16 protein-coding genes and 7 pseudogenes are annotated in these 20,275 nt (G+C 57.8%); 13 read left to right on the forward strand and 10 right to left on the reverse strand.

Annotated elements, in window-relative coordinates:
* The first annotated feature begins 24 nt into the window (after positions 1 to 24).
* Both CFR80_RS11000 and CFR80_RS20100 read left to right on the forward strand, forming a co-directional pair.
* Positions 25 to 279: a hypothetical protein gene (locus tag CFR80_RS11000; RefSeq protein WP_019087674.1), complete on the forward strand. Its 255-nt coding sequence runs from the start codon at positions 25 to 27 to the stop codon at positions 277 to 279.
* 27 nt (positions 280 to 306) lie between these two features.
* Positions 307 to 816: pseudogene (locus CFR80_RS20100) on the forward strand (DUF1269 domain-containing protein).
* A gap of 248 nt (positions 817 to 1,064) precedes the next feature.
* Here the strand turns inward: CFR80_RS20100 and CFR80_RS11010 are convergent.
* Positions 1,065 to 1,673: a TetR/AcrR family transcriptional regulator gene (locus tag CFR80_RS11010; RefSeq protein WP_010516416.1), complete on the reverse strand. Its 609-nt coding sequence runs from the start codon at positions 1,671 to 1,673 to the stop codon at positions 1,065 to 1,067.
* A gap of 100 nt (positions 1,674 to 1,773) precedes the next feature.
* Between CFR80_RS11010 and CFR80_RS11015 the strand changes: the two genes are divergently transcribed.
* Positions 1,774 to 3,180, forward strand: a complete 1,407-nt coding sequence (locus CFR80_RS11015; RefSeq protein ID WP_110507359.1) for a coniferyl aldehyde dehydrogenase — start codon at positions 1,774 to 1,776, stop codon at positions 3,178 to 3,180.
* The gene (locus CFR80_RS11020; RefSeq protein WP_010516413.1) at positions 3,177 to 3,848 is read left to right on the forward strand and encodes an NAD(P)H-binding protein; all 672 of its coding nucleotides are present in this window, start codon (positions 3,177 to 3,179) and stop codon (positions 3,846 to 3,848) included. The genes CFR80_RS11015 and CFR80_RS11020 overlap by 4 nt, the downstream gene beginning before the upstream one ends.
* 109 nt (positions 3,849 to 3,957) lie before the next feature.
* On the opposite strand, the gene CFR80_RS11025 is transcribed toward CFR80_RS11020, so the two are convergent.
* Together CFR80_RS11025 and CFR80_RS11030 are read right to left on the reverse strand one after the other, a co-directional pair.
* Positions 3,958 to 4,263: a type II toxin-antitoxin system RelE/ParE family toxin gene (locus CFR80_RS11025; RefSeq protein ID WP_010516412.1), complete on the reverse strand. Its 306-nt coding sequence runs from the start codon at positions 4,261 to 4,263 to the stop codon at positions 3,958 to 3,960.
* Positions 4,260 to 4,511, reverse strand: a complete 252-nt coding sequence (locus CFR80_RS11030) for an antitoxin (protein ID WP_010516410.1) — start codon at positions 4,509 to 4,511, stop codon at positions 4,260 to 4,262. Before CFR80_RS11030 ends, CFR80_RS11025 begins: the two co-directional genes overlap by 4 nt.
* Positions 4,512 to 4,931: 420 nt before the next feature.
* Here CFR80_RS11030 and CFR80_RS19350 point away from each other — a divergent pair, with 420 nt between their 5' ends.
* Entirely contained in the window at positions 4,932 to 5,105 is a 174-nt protein-coding gene (locus CFR80_RS19350) for a hypothetical protein (protein ID WP_010516408.1), read from the forward strand.
* Between the two features lie 280 nt (positions 5,106 to 5,385).
* Here the strand turns inward: CFR80_RS19350 and CFR80_RS11040 are convergent, their stop codons facing one another.
* On the reverse strand, positions 5,386 to 6,663 hold the full coding sequence (locus CFR80_RS11040) for a hypothetical protein (RefSeq protein ID WP_010516406.1): 1,278 nt from the start codon (positions 6,661 to 6,663) through the stop codon (positions 5,386 to 5,388).
* A gap of 230 nt (positions 6,664 to 6,893) precedes the next feature.
* Between CFR80_RS11040 and CFR80_RS11045 the strand changes: the two genes are divergently transcribed.
* Both CFR80_RS11045 and CFR80_RS11050 read left to right on the forward strand, forming a co-directional pair.
* Positions 6,894 to 9,476, forward strand: coding sequence for a heavy metal translocating P-type ATPase (locus CFR80_RS11045; RefSeq protein WP_010516404.1), 2,583 nt, complete (start codon positions 6,894 to 6,896; stop codon positions 9,474 to 9,476).
* A gap of 88 nt (positions 9,477 to 9,564) precedes the next feature.
* A complete protein-coding gene (locus CFR80_RS11050) occupies positions 9,565 to 10,827 on the forward strand; it encodes a cation:proton antiporter (RefSeq protein ID WP_010516402.1) in 1,263 nt (420 codons plus the stop codon).
* Between the two features lie 36 nt (positions 10,828 to 10,863).
* Here CFR80_RS11050 and CFR80_RS11055 read toward each other — a convergent pair whose 3' ends face one another.
* The 6 genes and pseudogenes from CFR80_RS11055 to CFR80_RS11080 form a co-directional block, all read right to left on the reverse strand.
* Complete coding sequence (locus CFR80_RS11055) at positions 10,864 to 12,186, reverse strand: ClC family H(+)/Cl(-) exchange transporter (protein ID WP_010516400.1); 1,323 nt, start codon at positions 12,184 to 12,186, stop codon at positions 10,864 to 10,866.
* A gap of 67 nt (positions 12,187 to 12,253) precedes the next feature.
* The gene (locus tag CFR80_RS11060) at positions 12,254 to 13,537 is read right to left on the reverse strand and encodes a chloride channel protein (RefSeq protein ID WP_019092385.1); all 1,284 of its coding nucleotides are present in this window, start codon (positions 13,535 to 13,537) and stop codon (positions 12,254 to 12,256) included.
* A gap of 389 nt (positions 13,538 to 13,926) precedes the next feature.
* Positions 13,927 to 14,034: pseudogene (locus tag CFR80_RS20150) on the reverse strand (integrase core domain-containing protein); the annotation flags it as partial.
* An 11-nt stretch (positions 14,035 to 14,045) separates the two neighbouring features.
* Positions 14,046 to 15,053 (reverse strand): aldo/keto reductase, encoded by a 1,008-nt coding sequence (locus CFR80_RS11070; RefSeq protein ID WP_029329731.1) that lies wholly within the window; start codon positions 15,051 to 15,053, stop codon positions 14,046 to 14,048.
* Positions 15,054 to 15,259: 206 nt separating this feature from the next.
* Entirely contained in the window at positions 15,260 to 16,030 is a 771-nt protein-coding gene (locus CFR80_RS11075) for an alpha/beta fold hydrolase (protein ID WP_110507361.1), read from the reverse strand.
* 83 nt (positions 16,031 to 16,113) lie between these two features.
* Positions 16,114 to 16,480, reverse strand: a pseudogene (locus CFR80_RS11080) (TetR/AcrR family transcriptional regulator); the annotation flags it as partial.
* A 45-nt stretch (positions 16,481 to 16,525) separates the two neighbouring features.
* On the opposite strand from CFR80_RS11080, the gene sthA reads away from it, so the two are divergent.
* From sthA to CFR80_RS11110, 6 genes and pseudogenes are all read left to right on the forward strand, one after another.
* On the forward strand, positions 16,526 to 17,962 hold the full coding sequence (gene sthA / locus CFR80_RS11085; RefSeq protein ID WP_019092393.1) for a Si-specific NAD(P)(+) transhydrogenase: 1,437 nt from the start codon (positions 16,526 to 16,528) through the stop codon (positions 17,960 to 17,962).
* 124 nt (positions 17,963 to 18,086) lie between these two features.
* A pseudogene (locus CFR80_RS11090) lies at positions 18,087 to 18,317 on the forward strand (transposase domain-containing protein); the annotation flags it as partial.
* Positions 18,311 to 18,577: pseudogene (locus tag CFR80_RS11095) on the forward strand (IS3 family transposase); the annotation flags it as partial. The pseudogenes CFR80_RS11090 and CFR80_RS11095, both read left to right, overlap by 7 nt.
* A 132-nt stretch (positions 18,578 to 18,709) precedes the next feature.
* Positions 18,710 to 18,910 (forward strand): annotated as a pseudogene (vapB, locus tag CFR80_RS11100) (type II toxin-antitoxin system VapB family antitoxin); the annotation flags it as partial.
* Entirely contained in the window at positions 18,911 to 19,321 is a 411-nt protein-coding gene (gene vapC, locus CFR80_RS11105) for a type II toxin-antitoxin system tRNA(fMet)-specific endonuclease VapC (protein WP_010517707.1), read from the forward strand.
* Between the two features lie 356 nt (positions 19,322 to 19,677).
* Positions 19,678 to 20,175, forward strand: a pseudogene (locus CFR80_RS11110) (hypothetical protein); the annotation flags it as partial.
* Positions 20,176 to 20,275 lie beyond the last annotated feature (100 nt).

The following is a 20,275-nucleotide window of genomic DNA, read 5'->3' on the forward strand; positions in this document are numbered from 1 at the left end:
CGACATATGAAGGATCATGTAATCATGGCAGCAGACCTGAACCTGGAGCAGACAGTGCGTGACGCATCGCGGACGCTGCAGGATCACGCGGAACACGTATTTTCACGGCACTCCGATCGTGTTGAGAAGCAGTTGAAGGAGCAGATCAGCGCCCTTCAGTCTCAACTGGAAACGCATGAGCAGGCACGGCATGCATCACATCTGCGGTTCTATCTTACGGTTGCCGGGGTCATCGCTCTTTCGGCGCTGGTTCATTTCCGCCACCGCAAGGCAAAGTAATCCTGCCCACTAAGGATGGAATAATTTATCTCAGATCTTATTGTTATCGGCTTTGACACCGAAGATGGTGCTACTGCTGCCCGTACCGAGTGCGCGGCACTGGAAAAAGAATATCTGATCGACCTTGCGGATGCCGTGGTTGTCCGTCGCACCAGCGACGGCAAAGTGCATCTGGATCAGTCGGTCAATCTGACGGCCCTGGGTTTTTCGGGCGGTCTTGCGACGGGTGCGTTCTGAGGCACGCTGCTCGGCCTGATTTTCCTCAACCCGCTGGCAGGCTTCGTGGTAGGGAGCATGACCGGCGCTGGCGTGGGCACGCTGGAGGGCCACTTCAGTGACTACGGAATCAGCGATGATTTCATCCGGGAGGTGGGCCAGCAGCTCAGGAACGGCACATCGGCACTGTTCATTCTGGTGCGCAAGGCACAGCCTGAAAAGGTCGTCAGTGAGTTCCACAAGCTGGGCGGACATCCCCATATTATGCAAACATCACTTTCTCCTGAAGCTGATGCGAAACTGCGCAGCCTGATTGGCTGAAATCGTAATCGTCCGACGCTTCCAGTCTCAGGCTGGACGCGTAGGACTGGCCTGTCTGATCCATGGCATCCTGTCCGGGTGTGACAGTACATCTTCACAAGGGGCCATCCGATGTGGCGAGGACGTGTCGCATACAAGTTGCAGAACGGGCTGTGGCGCGCGCCGACTTCGGCCATCTGCAAGTCAAAAAGGCCGCAGCGTACCACGACAGGTTGGATGTATGCTTGAACAGCACGGTGTTAGCCCAATCAGTCGGTGCAGCACATGCCATCCAGCAACACGTCCAGTGCAGCCGGAACCGGGGCTGACCCGACCTTCTCTTCAAGCAACTGATGACTGATCGCCAGCATGGCCAGGCCATGCACCTGCGCCCAGCCTGCCGCCGCCAGGGCACTGACGGCAACCGGCCGGAAGCTTCCGTCGCGTTGTCCCCTTTCCAGAAGCCCCAGAAGAATCCCGAAGGTATTCATGGCTGCGTCATGCAGTGACGGATCTATCGTCTTGTCGGCATCGGAACTGAACATCAGCCGATAAAGACCGGGATTTTGACACGCAAATCCAATACAGGCCTGCGCCGCAGCCATGAATTGCGCGCGCGTGGAAGGCAGCCCCAAAGACATGGCCTCTGTCATGTTCTCTCCAAGTCTGACGAAACCGATCCGCGCCAGTTCCCGCAACAGCATCTCGCGATCCCGAAAATGCTTGTAAGGGGCTGCGTGGCTGACACCCGTGCGCCGCGCCACTTCCCGCAGGGTGAACGCCCAGTTCTGGTCTGTGGCCAGCATGTCCAGCGCCGTGTCGATCAGGGCGCGGCGCAGGTCGCCGTGATGGTAGGGGCGGTCGTTGGTTTCACTCATTCGTGAGGTCCATGTTTACACAAGAAACTTTCATTGACACCAGATCGTCTTGCTCCATACCCTGCCTGCGTAAGTTTCTCCTGTAAACATGGAGGACGTGATGTCCGATGTTACCCCCGCTGAAATGCACCGTATTCTCGACCGCCAGCGCGCCGCGTTCCTGAATGCCGGGCCACCCGACCGGAAACAGCGGCGGACCAATCTGCGCCGTCTGAAAGCTGAAATCCTGAAGCGGCGCACCGAGATCGTGCGCGCCCTGAAAACGGATTTCGGCCAGCGGTCGGAGCGCGAAAGCGCCATCGTGGAATTGATCCCGCTGGTGCAGTCGATCAATTACATGATCGCACATCTGGGGTGCTGGATGAAAACGCAGCGCCGCCATGTCTCGGCCTATTTCCAGTGCGGTCGTGCCTGGGTGGTCCGGCAGCCGGTGGGTGTCGTTGGCATTATTGCGCCGTGGAACTATCCGGTCTCGCTTGCCCTTGTGCCACTGGCAACGGCGATCGCTGCTGGTAACCGGGCCATGCTCAAACCATCGGAATTTACACCAGCCACATCGGCGGTGATCGGCCAGATCGTTCAGGCCATCTTTCCGCCAGAGCAGGTTTCTGTGGTGACCGGCGGTGGCGAAGTGGGGGCTGCGTTTTCGGCCCTGCCTTTCGATCATATCCTGTTCACCGGCAGCACGGCGGTCGGAAAGAAGGTGGCAGAGGCGGCGGCACGCAATCTCACCCCGGTCACGCTTGAACTGGGCGGCAAGTCGCCCGTGGTGATCGCGCCCGGTTTTTCCATGCAGCAGGTGGCCGAGCGCGTGGCGTTCGGCAAGCTGACCAATGCCGGGCAAACCTGCGTCGCGCCGGATTATGCGCTGGTTCATGAAGGCGACAGGGACGCTTTTGCCGCAGCCTATCAGGACGCCGTGAAAAAGCTGCATCCGGGCGGTTACGCCGGGTCGCCTGATTATACGGCCATTCTCAACACGCATCATTATGAGCGCCTGAGCGGTCTGGTCCGTGATGCCGAGGAGCATGGTGCGCAGGTCATCCGGATGGGGAGCGATTCAGCCGCCAGCCATGTCCTTGCGCCGGTTCTCATACTGGACGTCAGACCTGAACTGGCGGTCATGCAGGAGGAGATTTTCGGACCCATCCTGCCTGTGTTGACCTACAGGAACCTTGATGAAGCGATTGCTTTCATCAACGCCCGTCCCCGGCCTCTGGCCCTGTATTATTTTGGCGACAGCCGCGTTGAACGCGACAGGGTGTTGAAGAACACGATTTCAGGAAACGTGACGATCAATGGTACATTGATGCATTATGTGCAGGACGATCTGCCGTTTGGCGGTGTGGGGGACAGTGGGATCGGCGCGTATCATGGAAAGGAAGGCTTCATGGCACTTACACATGCCCGTGGGGTGTACAGACAGGGGCGTTTCAATGCGGCAACACTGCTTCAGCCGCCATTCGGCAAACTAACCGACGTCATCACCAATCTGATCCTGCGATGACGACGCGCGTTCTGCTCATCGGGGGCACCGGTCTCATCGGGCGTTCTGTCGATGCGGACCTTGCCAAGCGGCCTGATACCGTCGTCACCAGCCTGACGCGTCGGAAATCATCTTGCTCCGATCATGTCATTGATTTCGAACGCCTGTACGCGGCGCCCGAGGTGACGTTACGGACCGTCGCCCCAACTGGCGCTGACGTGGCGATTTCCTGCCTTGGCACCACAATTCGTGCCGCTGGATCGCAGACGGCCATGTTCCGCGTAGATCATGACTATGTCCTCGCTTTTGCTACAGCGGCACATGCGCTTGGCGCACGCCAGTTCATTCTCGTTTCTTCCGTGGGGGCGGGCGGTCCCGGTTTTTACCTCAGGACCAAAGGCGAGATCGAGCGCGACATCAGGGCGCTCGGTTTCAGCCGCGTGGACATCCTGCGTCCCGGCATGTTGCTGGGTCACCGTGCAGAGGCACGACCGATGGAGGCGATCGGTCAGCGGCTGGCGGCGGCGCTGGCACCGTTCATGATCGGCAGGCTTGCTGGATATGGCGCGATTGACGCGAAAACTGTCGCGAAGGCGATTGCCGGGCTTGTGGGGCAGGTGGCAGATGGATGCCGGACATATGACAATGCGGACCTGCATCGGATCGCCGGTCAAACTGCCAACTCATAAGATGATCCGGTTCGGAACCACTGGGATCAGGAATTAAGCAGGCAGGCAGCACTTGCCTCTTCCCGGACGTAGGGCTCGGCAATCTGCGTTCCCGAAAGCAGACGTCAGATCATAACCTGCCTGCCAAGCGGGTCAGAAGATCCATGCGCTCGTGTAGAATGGCCACGACCAAGGCTGGCGCACCCTCACGCGGTAGACAGAAAATGTAGTGATGGTCGACCCGCACCATTCTCAACCCAGGACACAGCGTGCTCATGTCCTTGAAAGCGCTATGACCTTCGACGAGACTGATAATGCCTTGCTCCAGAACGGCGACATATCGACGAACCTGAGCGTCTCCCCACTGTTTTGTTGTGTAACGGATGACTGCACGCAAATCAGCTTCCGCTGCTTCAGTAAGGATGTAACTTTTCAAGCGTGCTTCTCGTTGAGTTCCTCACTAAGGATCGCACTGACGCTCTTTGAGCTTACCTTGCCGTCAAGGCCTTCCTGAACGCGGGCTCTAAGAAGATTTTTAAGTTCCTGCCACGCATGGTCAGTATCAAGATTATCAGGGAGCAAGCGCTCAAGAGCATACTGTTTGATCGTCTTGCCCTGTAGCGCCGCCAGTGCTTTCAGGCTCTGGTGCTGCTGATCCGTCATATCAATGGTCAGTCGGCTCATGATATATCCCTCCCATGAAGCACAAACCCACATTAGCACATATGTGGGCGAGATGCGAGGAAAAGGCGGCAGCCGCCTTCATTCGAGACATTAAGAATACTGAGATGTAAACGGAAAAGTGGATTTTTGCCGTCTCGATTTCAGTTAGCGCTTACTCTACATGAAATTGTTCGGCGTTTCCTTTGCGAGCATCAATTCCAGAGAACGAAGAACTCTTTCCTCCTCGTCATCTGAAACTGAAATAAGCATCATTAGATGATGCTCCTGTCGCAATGACGGGAGCAGAACGATAGCGGGACGACAGGCAGGTCAGGTAGTGCTGAGTCTGCAGGCGCGGACGTTTCCTGAAGGGCAGGCCCAGCGACACCAGGACCGGACGGCGGCGCGACAGGTGCGCAGTGTGTTCTCAGCCTTGCTGCGGTGCATATAAGCATCGGCTGCCTGACGGGCGATGGCGAGACGGCCATCATGTTCGGGTACGGGCTGCGCCGAGACGACCGAAAACCATTGCGCGACGGCAGCGGCCGACTGGCCAATATCGTCTACAACATGCGCCGCTTTCTGTTTCTGGAGCGGATCAGCGCCGCCGCGTAGAAAACCAGCCTATATATAATGCTCCCCGTTCTGCCCCAGGCGCAGAGCGAAAGTTATTACCCAGAACCATCAATACTTGCTCGTTAAGCCCAAAATCAGGACATAATGCCTTCAATCAACGGTTCTTCGATCTCTCCACCTGGTAGTATAACAGGACCGCTCCGGGTTCCGATAAGCGGACATCGTATGGCAAAAGACGTTCGGGACAGAGAGGGAAGCTGCCCCGATTTCTCTGCCCGCTCTGAAACAGATATTGTACCGCTCATTGCTGTCATCAACATCACGCTGGGGTAAGAAGATGGGATATTGCCTGAATAGGCTTCATCCCATGACCAAAACGCTCGATTGCCTCACGATCCTTCTCAAGCGCCCCATAAGGCAGATACCGGACTTTCAGGTCGGCGATCCTGCTGAAGGCCGGCCGCTTCAACTGTTCCCGCACATCGGCTTCCCGCTTGTCCGGCGCAACAAGGAACAGGCCCTCCAGGGCCTGCGCCTCTGACCCGAGAGCAAGATCCAGCATCCGCACGATACCGGAATAGATGGTCGTTGAATGTTCGACCTCGAATGCTGCAACAATCCTGCGGCTTTCCTGGTCCAGCCACAGGACATCGATCAGGCGCACGGATTCCGCTCCCTGCGTTTCTGTCGTGAACCCTGGCAACACCGACAGGCAGCCATCTCCCAATTTACCGTCCTGCCATGGACGACTGCGATCATTGGCCGCAATCCAGACATCATACCCCAGGGAAAGCCCCAGAGCACGAAGCCAGCCCTGAATCTCGGTATGGGTATGATCCGTTTCCCGCTCCGCGGCGAGGATCCGGGCTTCTTTCGCGCTCTGCTCCCTTACCTGATGGAGATCGGCTTCCCAAAGCTTTCGCGCGGTTTCGTCATCCTCGAGAGGTGGCGCTGTATAGCGTCCGCTACCGAGGTCAAACAGCAGTCCTCCGATGGCGCCCAGATCATTGGAAAGCAGTGAACGATAGGTCGCATTCAGCTTCAGGATTCCCTGCCGCATGGCGAGATACTCTTCCCATCGCCCCAGTTTCACCTTCGATCCGGTCAGAGCGTTATAGCCCTTCACGATCGCCGTGTTGAACGGCGGCATGATTGTCGGATGCAGAAAATACAGCAGATTGGCGACGGCTGGTCCCAGTCCCTTTATCTTGCGAGCATCAATCGCATGAATGGCCGAAACCACGTGCTCTTCAGTATTGCAGCACAGACAGGTATCGAGAAGCTGACCGAACGCTTTCTGGTTGACGGGATTCTCGTAGATATCTGGAATTCGTAGCTTCGGCTTCCAAAGGAACGCATGATCTGCCCCCTTGAAAATCTGACGCTGCTCCGCAATCGAATGAACAACTGTTTCCAGTGAGGAGCCACGATAGGCGACCCCGAACGTACCAGCGGCAATCTCGGTGACAACCTGCTGCAGCCCCCTGCGGATGGAGCGAAAGTTCTTGATACGCTCGTCCCATAAAAACCAGCTCTGATAGGTTGCTGCCGGATCGTCCCGCCAGCGAAGAATGAGGTCTCGAATAAGGTCGGTCATCAGTCCAGAAGCTAAGATTACGTTCATTCCAGACACTGATTGTAACAGCGACGTAGGTCAATGCCTGCTGACGATCATGTAATCGCTGAATGTATGCTCTTTTGGGGGATCACCGGTATGCGGGCAACTGTCTCGACAAAGTGGTCGTTTCATTGTCTGTGCTGTGACATGGTTTCAATGCCTGTTCCATCGCAGTCTGAAATTCAGCCGCTTCCATCGGGGAAACACGCATGACGGATACCAGACAGGATGATCGGCAGATGATGGTGCCCAGAACCGTACATGATCCGGTCTGTGGCATGAGTGTGGATACTGTGACAGCAAAATTTCACACGCTGCATGATGGACACGATTATTATTTTTGTAGTGAGCACTGCCAGCGGAAATTCGGGGCAGACCCCGCAGCTTTCGTGGCGGACGAGGCATCCATTACCCATGACCAGTCCCTGGCAGGCCAGACGGCGTGGACCTGTCCGATGCACCCGGAAATCAGGGAAACGCATCCGGGAAAATGCCCTAAGTGCGGCATGGCGCTGGAACCTGCAGAGAAAACTGGTAATGCTCCGGCGATGCCAGCAATGGAACATGGTCAGAAATCGGGCAGCAATACCGGCCATGACCATCATACGTCCACGAACGAAATGCCCTCTCTTGCCGGAAACCACACAATCTGGACCTGTCCCATGCATCCGCAGATCCGGCAGGATCACTCCGGAGACTGCCCGCTCTGTGGCATGGCGCTGGAGCCGGAGGATCCGACCGGGCACAATGAGGAAAATCCCGAACTCAGAGATTTTACGCGCCGCCTGATCGTGGCCGGGGTGCTTGCCATTCCGCTCATGCTCATCGCCATGGGAGGCGATGTCGGTCTGCATCTTGTGCCGCCTGTGCTGTCGCCATGGGTGCAACTCGCGCTCACGCTGCCTGCCGTCTGCTGGGCCGGGTTACCGTTCTTTCAGCGCGGTCTCGCCTCACTCCGCACCGGCCATTTCAACATGTTTACCCTGATCATGTTCGGCGTGGGTGCGGCCTTTGGCTACAGCCTCGTGGCAACGATCTTTCCCGACGCCTTCCCCGCGACTTTCCGGATGCCTGACGGCAGCCTTCCGGTCTATTACGAGGCCGCGGGCGTGGTGGTGGCACTCGTGCTGGTTGGGCAGGTCCTGGAACTGCGCGCTCGCGCCGCAACCGGCAACGCGATCCGCGCGCTATTGGATCTCACGCCGAAACAGGCGCATCGCATTGGCGCTGACGGCCAGGAAAACGATGTTGCGGTCGAAGATATCGCGACCGGCGACCGTCTCCGCATTCGGCCCGGTGAATCCGTCCCTGTCGATGGCAAGGTGCTGAACGGCGCGTCCAGTGTGGATGAAGCGATGCTCACCGGCGAGCCTGCGCCCGTGGCGAAGAAACCGGGCGATGCGGTAACGGGTGGCACCATTAACGGCACTGGCAGCCTGGAAATCGAGGCACGGGCGGTCGGCAGCGACACCATGCTTGCTCGCATCGTGGCAATGGTTGCCACAGCACAGCATAGTCGTGCGCCGATCCAGAGCATCGCCGACCGCGTGTCGGACTGGTTCGTCCCGCTGGTGTTGGGTATATCCCTCGTGACTTTCGTCGTGTGGTATTTTGTCGGTCCCACGCCGCGCTTCGGCCATGCCCTGCTCAATGCCATATCCGTTTTGATCATCGCCTGTCCCTGCGCGTTGGGACTGGCCACGCCGATGTCCATCATGGTCGGCACCGGGCGCGGCGCGCGTGAGGGCGTTCTGGTGCGCAATGCCGAGGCCCTGCAGGCACTGGACAAGGTGGACACCCTGGTGGTGGACAAGACCGGCACGCTCACGGAAGGACATCCCCGGCTGATCGCCCTCGACGTTGCGCCAGAGTGGCAGGAGGACGATGTGCTGCGCCTGGCGGCCTCAGTCGAAGCGCAGTCCCAGCATCCGCTGGCCCAGGCAGTGGTCCGGGCACTGAAGGAGCGCCATGGCACGCTGGTGCAGGTCAGCGATTTCGGCTCACAGCCCGGCCTCGGCGTCAGCGGCACAGCAGATGGCCGTCAGGTGGTGATTGGCAATGCCGAAAGGCTCAAGCAGGCCGGGGCAGATCCCGCTCCGCTGGAGGCAGATGCAACGCGATATCGTCAGTCCGGCGCGGGGGTCATGTTTGTTGCGATAGACGGGAAAGCAGCGGGGACGATTGCCGTGGCCGATCCGCTGCGGGAAGACACGAAAGCTGCGTTAGCGGCGCTGCATGATGACGGGATGCGCATCGTCATGCTGACTGGCGATAACGAGACGACTGCACGAGCTGTGGCACAGGCTGCCGGGAACATTGCAGAGGTACACGCCGGGCTGAAGCCCCAGGACAAGGCCGATATCATCAGACAGTTGGAGAGTGTCGGCCGCCATGTGGCGATGACGGGAGACGGCGTGAACGACGCGCCGGCCCTCGCGGCGGCTTCCGTAGGTATCGCCATGGGAACAGGGACTGACGTCGCCATCGAGAGCGCAGGCATCACACTGGCCCATGGCAGCCTGGGTGCGCTGGTCCGCGCCCGAAAACTGGCGCACGCGATCATGCGCAATATCCGGCAGAACCTTGCCTTCTCGTTTCTGTTCAACGGGATCGGCATTCCGGTTGCGGCAGGCGTCCTCTACCCGGTATTCGGACTGTTGCTATCGCCGATGATCGCAGGTGCCGCCATGGCGCTGTCTTCCGTCACCGTCGTCACCAATGCGCTCAGGCTAGGGCGGATCAGTGATGGCGGGCATTCCGCTCGGGATGCCAGAACCGGTAACCTTTTGTGAATATCCGTCCTTCTGGCAGATCCCGGCCCATAAAAGAGAGCACCGGTTTTTCTTGACGCGAAACGCCAGAAAGGCCAGCGATCATACCATGGATACCATCAGCCTGATCGCCCTGCTTCTCGTGCTTGCCGCTGCCTTTAGCATTCTCAATCACCACACGCTTCGCGTTCCCGTGACGATCGGCGTTCTGATCTTCTCGTTGCTGACTTCCCTGCTGGTCATGGTTCTGAACCTGCTGATCCCGGCCTATGATCTTCAGGCCCTGCCGCGGTCTGTGCTGGGGGTCATCAACCTACCCGCGGCGCTTCTGAATGGTGCGCTGTCACTTCTTCTCTTTGCCGGAGCCATGCAGGTTGATGTCGGACACCTGCGTGCGAAACTGATGTCTGTGACAGCCCTGTCCATTCTCGGGACTGTTCTGGCCGTGGCCTTTCTGGCGGGCGCGGCCTGGAGTGTTTTTCCGCTGTTGGGCCACGCTGTTCCCTTTACATGGTGCATCGTGCTCGGCGCCATTCTCGCACCTACTGATCCGGTTTCGGTCGTGGGGATGTTAAAGCGTCTGGGGCTGCCGGGGCCGCTTCAGGCCATTTTCGCGGGCGAGAGCCTGTTCAATGACGGCGTCGGGGTCGTCATTTTCGGTGTGACGATCGGACTGGCGACCGGAGACAGTCAGGGCGTAGCCGCCTCCGGGATTGCCCTCAGCTTCTGCCGCGAGGCGCTTGGTGGCGGCCTGCTGGGCGCACTGACGGGGTGGATTGCGCTTCGTGTGCTCAAGGGGCAGCGGGATCCGCATATCGATCTGCTGACGTCACTGGCCCTGGCGACCGGAATCTTCAGCATTGCCAACCATCTTGGCATGTCAGGCGCGATTGCTGTCGTCGTGGCCGGATTGTGTTTCGGAACAAGCTATAGCCATTCCGTTTTCGATGAAGCGTCCCGTAAGGAACTCGATATCGCCTGGACCCTGATTGACGAAGTGCTGAATGTCCTGCTGTTCATGCTTATCGGCTTTGAAATACTGGAGATCACGCCGCATCTGTTTACGGTGCTGGCAACGCTTGCCGTGATCCCGCTGTCCATTGCCGTGCGGGCATTGAGCGTGCTGTTTTCCACCCTCCCGGTTCATCTCCGGCAATGGGAGCGTGGCCGTGTTCTGGGTATCCTGACCTGGGGCGGCCTGCGTGGCGGCATCTCGGTTTCGCTGGCGCTTGGACTGCCACCCGGTGAATTGCGCAATCTGCTGCTGCCTGTCTGTTACGGCGTGGTAGTGTTCACCATTATCGTGCAGGGATTGACCATGGAACGGGTCGCCCGCAGGCTCTATCCGTCATCCGCATCCCGGTCTGAATGATTCCTTATGAAACAGGTATTCCAAAAGGTGATAATTTCAGCGTCTGCCGGTTGCTGCCCTGAGCCTCAGCGCCTCGTAGATCGGTGTATCGCCGAGCGCTCCTGCCACTACCATTGCCGCGAAGCTTCCAGACAGAAGCGGCAATACAAGATCGGACGATCCGGTCATTTCCATGACGAGGATAATGCCCGTCAAGGGCGATCGAACGGATCCCGCAAACATGGAGGCCATGCCGACAATCACAAATGGCGTGGTCGCCAGCGCTGTATCCGGGCTCAGTATCTGCGCCACAAAGCTGCAGGCCAATCCGGACAGTGCCCCCAGGGCAAGCATGGGTGCAAATAGTCCTCCTGGTGTTGCGGCAGCATAGGAAATCGCACCGAAGATCAACCGGAAAACGAACAGGGCAGGGATAATACGCCAGCTTATCGTATTATTTATCGCTGCCTGGGTAATCCAGTCCCCTCCACCTGCCAGATGCGGATCAAGCCACACAACAAGTCCAGCCAGACCACCAATCAGAACGGCCCTGACGGGTATGCTGACAGGCAGACGGTCGGCAAGGCGCAGTGCCGCAAGAATTGTCCGGTTATATCCAACCGCCAGCAGACCGGTCATGAGACCGGTCATGACAAAGAATAGCTGCTTCGCGATCGCTTCAGGCAGGACCTGATGGAACACGATGAAATCAGGCTGGCCGCCCAGGATGCCACGACTGATCAGAATGGCTGAAATGGACGCCCCGAGTGCCGCACACACCATTCTGGCTTCAAACCGTCCCACCAGTTCTTCCAGGACAAAAACGGCACCTGCAGCCGGCGCATTGAAGGCCGTTGCAAGACCGGCTCCTGCGCCAGCGGCGAGGAGAGCGCGGCAGTCCGCCTGCCCCAGAGAGAGCAGTCGTCCGATCGTATTGGCTGTCGCGGCACCCATCTGCACGCTTGGCCCTTCGCGTCCCAGGGCCAGTCCACCTCCAATCGCCAGCAGACCACCAATGAACTTGACCGGGATGAGCACCCATGGCGCTGGGACCGCGACGCCCGACAGCACGGCCTCGACATGGGGAATACCGCTGCCTGATGCCAGCGGCGCAAAACGGCGCACCATTTCCACTGCGACAAGGGCCGCCAGGGCAACCCCCACGACCAGAAAGCAACCCTCCCACGGAGAACCATGCAGAAACCGGAGAGCCAGATCCGTTCGCGCGGTTTCCAGCCCTTTAAGAAACAGGCGGAAGACCCCACAGATTGCACCGGTCGCAAGCCCGATCAGGATTGACGCTGATGCCAGGAAAACCAGACTGCAGGAACTCCCGGTCTGTTCCGGTTGTGGTTTCCGGTTCGGCACCTGCTGCAGCATCGTGTCTTCTTTCGTTGACTGACGGTTCTCTGGCTCGGAATACTGCATCTGCAACCTGGGTCCCGGTTCAGGAGGGATCAGTTTCCTGCCTTGAAAGTGTTTTTTCCTGACCTGCCTTCCGTTCCGTCTTCTCCATGAACCCCGCGGCGAGGGCGGAATAAAGCGGATGCGGGCAGACCGTGCGCGAGACCCCGAACGCCAGAAACGCAGTCGCGAGAAGCGCCAGCGTGACCTGCTGGTTATCGCATACTTCCATTACGATGATCGTCGCCGTGAGGGGGGACTGGGCAACGCCACAGAAATATGCCGCCATCCCAAGCAGAACGACCGCGCCTGGAGATGTATGGGGCAGGAACTGCTCGATCCATCCGCCCATTCCGGCGCCAATGGCAAGAGATGGTGCAAACATGCCCCCGGGTATCCCCGAACAGAAGGTGATGAGCATGGAAAGGTACTTCAGGAGAAAGAAGGACGCGGGATAATGGAGGCTGCCATCCACGATCCCCCGCGCCTGGAGATAGCCCGTACCATAGGTTGCACCATCGGATGCCAGTCCGATCAGGGCCAGAAGCAGACCGCATAGAGCAGCAAACCCGAGAGGGAAACGTGCTGCAAACGGACGAAGTGATCCCGGCAATCCTTTTGACAGCCTGATGACAAGGCGGGCAAAAAGGCCACCTGCCAGCCCACCGCTTACACCACACACCAGAACGGCCAACCATGCGACACCAACCGGGATGGAGGCACTGGTGCGACCGAAATAGGTATAATTCCCCAGCAGGGCAATCGCGGTGATCCCGGAAAAGATGATGACGGTCAGTGTCCGTCCTGACGATTTCTGTTCAAAGGAATGGGCGAGTTCCTCAATGGCGAATACAACTCCGGCCAGGGGCGTGTTGAAGGCCGCAGCCATGCCGGCGGCTCCACCCGCCAGGATCATACCGTGTCGGGTGACGTCATTATGCTGACCCATGGCCCGCGAGAACGCATGCATGATGGACGCCCCGATCTGGACGCTGGGTCCTTCGCGACCGATTGAGGCGCCGCAGATCAGACCGAGGCATGTCATCAGGATCTTGCCGAGCGCAATGCGCAATGTCAGAATTCGGTCCACCAGCATGAAATTATGCATATGCAATGTTGCAATTGTCTGGGGGATACCCGAGCCTTGGGCACCATTGAACAGCACGCGCGTCAACCAGGTAATGGCGACCAGTCCAAGCGGTGCAATCAGAAGCATGGACCAGGCATTCAGGGCGACGATGTGGTAACGCAGATCGGCCGCCGCATCCCCCAGATGGGCAAAGATCACGGAAATAATCCCGATCAGCACAGCCCCCGAGCAATACATGAGTGTTCTTTGCCATTTCAGGGTCCTGACACGCGCCAGACGACGAAGCCGACGGGCTCGTCTGGCGCGATTTCGGCCCGGAACGGACTGGCAGTCAGCCTGACCTGCACCATGATATGACAATGTCGGCAAAATGGTCACGGCAGAGAAGGTCCAGACTGTGATACAGGAACGGGGCATATACCATTTTTTCTTACGCCCCCGCTCAGAACCCATACCGGGAAGCTACAGGAGATTCATCCTCAAAATCTACGGGACTGCTACGTAGATCATTCATACATCTGGTGAGTTCCGTCTGGCTTCATTATCCAGATTATCATGCCGTTCTACCATGCCCTCGAGACCCTTGTCTGGCGACCGGGTCCGGTGTTTGCCATCCAGTTGGGGATGTGGGGGCGCACCGTATTGTAGTCTGCCCGCCAGTCAGCCAGAATCTGGCGGGCATGCAACAGGGACGTGAGCAACGTTTCGTTGAGACATTCATCCCTGAACCGGCCATATCTTACTTCTAACCTTCGATGAGCCCGGATTTCTCGCTGTCGAGTACTGCCATCTGTTTCGGATCGTAGCGTTCCCCGGCTGCGGCCCCTTTGGGAACAGCCTGCTTGATAGCAGCCAGATCGCCGGGCGTCAGCGCAAGATCAAGCGCACCCAGCGCCTCGGAGAGCCGATCGCGCCGGCGGGCTCCTACAAGTGGTACAATATCGTCACCCTGTGCGGCCACCCAGGCGATTGCCAACTGGGCCACACTCGCATTTTTGGTGGCTGCAATTCCGCGTAATGTCTCCACGAGAGCCAGATTACGCTCGACGTTGCCTTCCTGAAAGCGGGGACTACGAACCCGAAAGTCCCCTGGTCCCTTCGCTCCTTGCCAGTGCCCGCTGATCAGGCCACGCGCGAGTACGCCATAAGCTGTTATGCCGATACCGAGTTCACGACAGGCAGGAAGAATTTTGTCCTCGATGCCACGCGAAATCAGCGAATATTCAATTTGAAGGTCGCTGATCGGATAGACGGAAGCCGCGCGCCGGATGGTTTCCGGGCCAACTTCGGAAAGCCCGATATGCCGGACATAACCAGCCTGAACCATCTCGGCAATGGCGCCAATCGTCTCTTCAACCGGCACTGCCGGGTCCAGCCGTGCAGGCCGGTAGATGTCGACGTGATCAAGCCCGAGCCGTTGCAGCGTATAGGCCAGGAAGTTCTTCATGGCGGCAGGTCGTGCGTCGTAGGAACCCCAGTTGCCACCCGGATCCCGCATCGCACCAAACTTGACGCTGACGAGGAATCTGTCGCGAGGAATATCCCTGATCGCCTCACCAATCAGCATCTCGTTATGGCCCATGCCATAGAAATCGCCGGTGTCGAGAAGCGTGATTCCGGCATCCAGCGCGGCATGGATGGTAGCGATGCTTTCTTTCCGATCAGCCGGACCATACATGCCGGACATGCTCATACACCCAAGACCGATTTCGGATACCTGAGGGCCGCTCTTGCCAAGTTGCCGCAATTTCATATTTGAGAAAAATCCCTGTTTCCTGAAGCAGAACCCTACCACACAGGCTATATTTCGATAACCTCTCTTCCGTTTGGCTTTTTCGTCCTTTGGAACTCACGAATGTTTCGTTTGATGGAACAAATGGACAGGCGATAGTCGCCTCATGCCAGACATTGGGGAATCAGAAAGGGATTTCTCTGACGGGACATGAAACTGCATGGCCTTCAGGCAGTAATGCGATTCATGAAATCCTGTAAAAAGGGAAAAACACGCTCAGGCATGTCTTCAAGTAACGTATGTTTCGCGAAGGCTAGGTTAAGCAATCTGGCACCTTTGACCTGCTCAGCAAGCTCAAACGCCTGTTGCCGCGACACCAGCATATCATCGTCACCATGCACGACGAGCAGAGGACACCGGATGTTTTTTACAGACGCGCCGGGATAGGCATCTTCGTCGCAGCCGAGCCACATATGCGTCGCCGCCTTGAATAACTTTTCGAAATCCGGTTCGGGATTTTCCGCGTTGTAGACCGATATTTGATTCCCGAACATCCCACGCCATTTTTCAAGATTGATCTTCTGATAAATCTGCCGGGCCGGATCATTTTCCGGCAACACCCAGTGCGCGCCGACCGCTATGACGAACTCTGGTTGTACGGCATGAGATGCAGCCAGACGAAGGGCGACAATGCCACCGTCACTATGTCCGATTATACCGGATTTTTGCAGCCCCATCGCGTTAAGAACCGCGGTAAAATCATCCTGAAGCTGTCGATATGTCAGGGGGGCCGTCCCGATACCAGATCGACCATGCCCACGCGTATCAATAGCAATCAGCCTATAATCTTCTGCCAAGTGCTTTGCGAGCGGAATGAAATCCAGCCGGCTCCGCAAGCCGCCATGAAGCAATACAATTACTCTTCCTTTCGGGTTCCCGGCTTCAGAGACGAACAAATTTGTATCGCCAACTGATACAAACTTCCCTGTATCAAACATTCGATGGCTTTCATAAGGCTGGATTACTCTGGATCGTGCAGCGAGATTATCACCGGTAAGGCCACATCCTCAAGGTTTCACGATGCCTGGTCTGCTGCTGTCAGGGCGCTGCTGGCAACCGGTCGGAAGCTTCCGTCACGTTGTCCTCTTTCCAGAAGACCCGGAAGACTTCCGAAGATATTCATGGCCGCATCATGTAACTGGGGCTATCGTCTTGTCGGCATCGGAACTGGACATCAGCCGATAAAGACCGGGATATTGACAGGCAAACCGGATACAGGCCTGCTCCGCTGCCATGAATTGCATGCACGTTAAAGACATCGCTTCTGTCATGCTCTTCCCACGCCTGACGAAATCGATCCGGGCCACTTCCCGCAGGGGAAAGGTCGAATTCTGGTCCGCAGCCATCATGGCCGGCGAAATCCCGCATATGATCCGTGCGTTAGCCATACAGGCACGACATGGGCCGGAACAGTCCGGTTTGGGGGATGGGGCATGACCGAGACATATGATTATGATCTGGTCGTGATCGGCAGCGGCCCGTCAGGCAGGCGGGCTGGGGTTCAGGCGGCGAAACTGGGTCGATCCGTGCTGATTATCGAAAAAAATACCCGGGTTGGCGGGGTCTGCGTGCATACCGGCACCATTCCGTCCAAAACCCTGCGGGAGACGGTCCTCAACCTGACAGGCTGGCGGGAGCAGGCTTTCTATGGCCGGGCTTACCGTGCCCGCAAGGACATAACCATAGCCGACCTGAACAGTCGCCTGCGCAAGACCCTGGATTATGAAGTCGATATGCTGGACCACCAGTTCGCCCGCAATGGCATAGCGGTTGCGCATGGCACGGCACGGTTCGTGGATCCGCACCATATTACGATCACCATGGACAAGAGGGTTGCGCGGACCGTGTCGGGTGACAGGATCATTATTGCCGTCGGCACCCACCCGCACCGTCCGGCCAATGTGCCCTTTGACGGGACGGTCGTGCTGGACAGCGATGAAATGACCAGCCTTGCGCGCCTGCCACGTTCCCTGACGGTAATTGGCGGGGGGGTGATCGGTATTGAATACGCGACAATATTCAGTGCGCTGGATGTGCAGGTGAGCGTTGTCGAGGCACGTGACAGTATTCTGGATTTTGTGGACCGGGGCATCATTGCCGACTTCATGCATCAGTTATGCGATCGCGGAATGCGCTTCAGGCTGGGCAGCCGGCTGGATTCAATCACGGTCGCGGATGGACAACCCGTGGCCCTCCTGGCCGATGGCGGGCAGATCCGTTCTGATATCCTGCTTTATACCGGCGGACGTTCCGGGGCTACGGATCAACTCGGGCTTGATGCATGCGGTCTGCGGGCCGACAGTCGCGGCAGGTTGCAAGTAGACCCGAAGACGTTCCAGACAGGTGTCGCGCATATCTATGCCACGGGGGATGTCATCGGTTTTCCGTCCCTTGCTTCCACATCGCTGGAACAGGGGCGTATCGCAGCGTGCCATGCTTTTGGCCAGACCGTGCCGCCAGCCCCTGAATTCTTTCCTTATGGGATATATTCCGTGCCTGAAATCTCAACGGTCGGCATGACGGAAGAACAGGCAAAGGAAAAATCCATACCGTATGAATGCGGGATCGCACGCTTTCGCGAGACATCACGCGGGCATATCGCAGGCATGCATTCGGGGATGCTGAAACTGGTGATTTCCCTTGAAACCCACAGGCTGCTCGGGGTGCATATAGTCGGTGAAAGTGCCACGGAACTAATCCATATCGGTCAGGCCGTGCTTAATTTCGGGGGAACGTTCGACTACTTTATCGATGCGACCTTCAATTACCCGACATTGGCGGAAGCATATAAGATCGCGGCCCTTGATGCATGGAACCGCATTCCCCGTCGCAGGGGGGATGTGGAGTCTCCATCACCCGTGGCGACATGAAGGATCAGCTTTCCTTGCCTCCGCATTGCATGGCACCGGGCCTGCATGCAGGCTGATCTTCTGGCTGGTGAAGAAAGCTGGCAACATCGAACCTGGCGGAGTAAGGCAACTATGCTCTGTAGTCGGCATCGCTCTGGGCAGGAAAGCCTGGTTGTTCGCCGGTTCCGATCGGGGCGGCCCGCGCGCGGCCGACATGTATTCCCGCATCGTCACTGCAAAGCTCAACGACGTCGATCCCCAGGTCTGTCTCGCCGACGTTCTCGCCCGGATCAACGACCAGCCGGTCTCATGCCTGCACGAGTTCCTTCCCTGGAACTGGGAAAATACCCGCCACGCCAATCATACACAGAGGTGATGCGGCTGATCGACGCCCAGTTCCTGGAAACGCCCTATTATGGCTTACGGCAGATGACATGGCATCTGCGCCGCCTGGGACATGAAGTGGGCCGCAAGCGGGTTCGGCGGCTCATGGCGATCATGGGCCTGCGGGCGATTTACCAGAAGCCGCGTACGACCGTGCCCCATCCGGAGCATCGGAAATATCCATATCTGCTGCGCGATCTGGTCATCAATCGGCCTAACCAAGACTGGTGTTCCGATATCACATATCTTCCCAATCACCTGTCCGGATTGTGTGTATGCGGTGCAGAGAGTCCCAAAAATACGGGACATCTTTGTCCAAATTGGATATACACGATACATATCCATAAGGAGGGATCTCCGATGCTGACCCGTACAACACTCTTTCTATCCAATCGCTCGCAGGCGGTGCGTCTGCCGAAGATGGTCGCCTTCGGGGAACAGGTGCGTGAGGTGGTCATCGTGTCCGAAGGTCCACGGCGGATCATCGCTCCGGTCGATGTGGCGTGGGATGATTTCTTTGCGGCTCCCGGGGTGGATCTGGGGGAGCGGAACCAGCCAGCCATGCAGGAACGCGAGGCGCTCTGAATGCTGCGTTACCTGCTGGATACGAACCTCTGTATCCGGGTGTTGCGGGATCGACCGCAGGGGCTGCGTCCGAGGTTCAACAGCTGTGCGGAGGAACTCTGCATCTCGGACGTGGTGCTGTATGAGCTGCTTTATGGCGCGGAACGCTCGTCTGATCCCGTGCACACAAGGCGTGAGGTCGAGCACTTCGCGGCAAGGCTGGCGGTCCTGCCATTCGACAGTGAAGCGGCCGCCCATACAGCGGACATTCGGGCTGCTCTTGAACGGAATGGCCGTATCATAGGTCCGTATGATCTCATGATTGCTGGGCATGCCCGGAGCAGGGGGCTGATTGTCGTGACGGGGAACCTTCGGGAATTCCAGCGGGTGGAAGGTCTTCGAACCGAGGACTGGCTGACTGACACGGTCTGACCGGGAAAGACGCAGCGAGACAAAATATTGATAAAAACGACTGCTTATCAATCGACTATGTCATGCAGCGAGCTTCTCTACGAACCCGCTGACAAGCAGCAGTCTTCTTTGGTTGCAGGCCCCCTGAAACCAGATACAAATCCTTGATTTGACACGATAAAACCGCTCGCACACGGCGGGTTTTTTGTTGTCTGAAATTCCCTGCAGGAAACACATAGGAAACAGATGAAAAGGTAATCCGGCGCAATTTTGTCGAAGGTCACATGTGTGTGAATGTGGGGCAGGGTGCCCTGATGCCTGTTTCGGGATATCGTTCCGGCCTCACCGAGTCAGGTTCAGGAAACGCAGTAACAGCCATGGCCGCAGACGAACTCACGGGACTGATCCGTTATCTCGGTCAGGAGGACTGGCAGGAGTGTTTTGGCGAAGTGCTCGCCGATCACATCGGTCCGGCGCTGGAAGCGGGTGACATCACCTTCGAGGATCTGGCGGAGATGATCGGTCCTGACGTCGCCATGACGCTATGGGGCTGCGCCTTCGAGGATTTTCTCGGGCAGGACCGGGATGATGGCCGGAACTTCGTCGACGTTTACCTCAAGCGTCGGGGCTGGAAGGAAGGGCCGCGTAACAGCGCCTACATGCGTGCCCTCAAGGCTTCGGTCATGAGCCTGTATGAAGTCTCGGACATCAAACCCGGCCAGAGCCTGATGGCGCGTGACCTGCTGCGGGGTGGTGATCCGGTTCTGGTGCATGAAGGCACGGCAACCCGGACACTGGAGCAGTGGGACCGGATTGCAGCACGTCTCGTGCCGTCCGATGGAAAGACCATTCTTGCAGGCGGGTTGCTCGCTTATTGGGATCACGACACGAAAGTGTATTTTACGTACGCTTGGAGTGAACACCTGTAGAACTGGCCACATTGAGGTTCACGCAACAAGTAGGGATGCAGGTACC

Source organism: Komagataeibacter oboediens (genome assembly GCF_003207815.1).
Classification (GTDB): Bacteria; Pseudomonadota; Alphaproteobacteria; order Acetobacterales; family Acetobacteraceae; genus Komagataeibacter; species Komagataeibacter oboediens.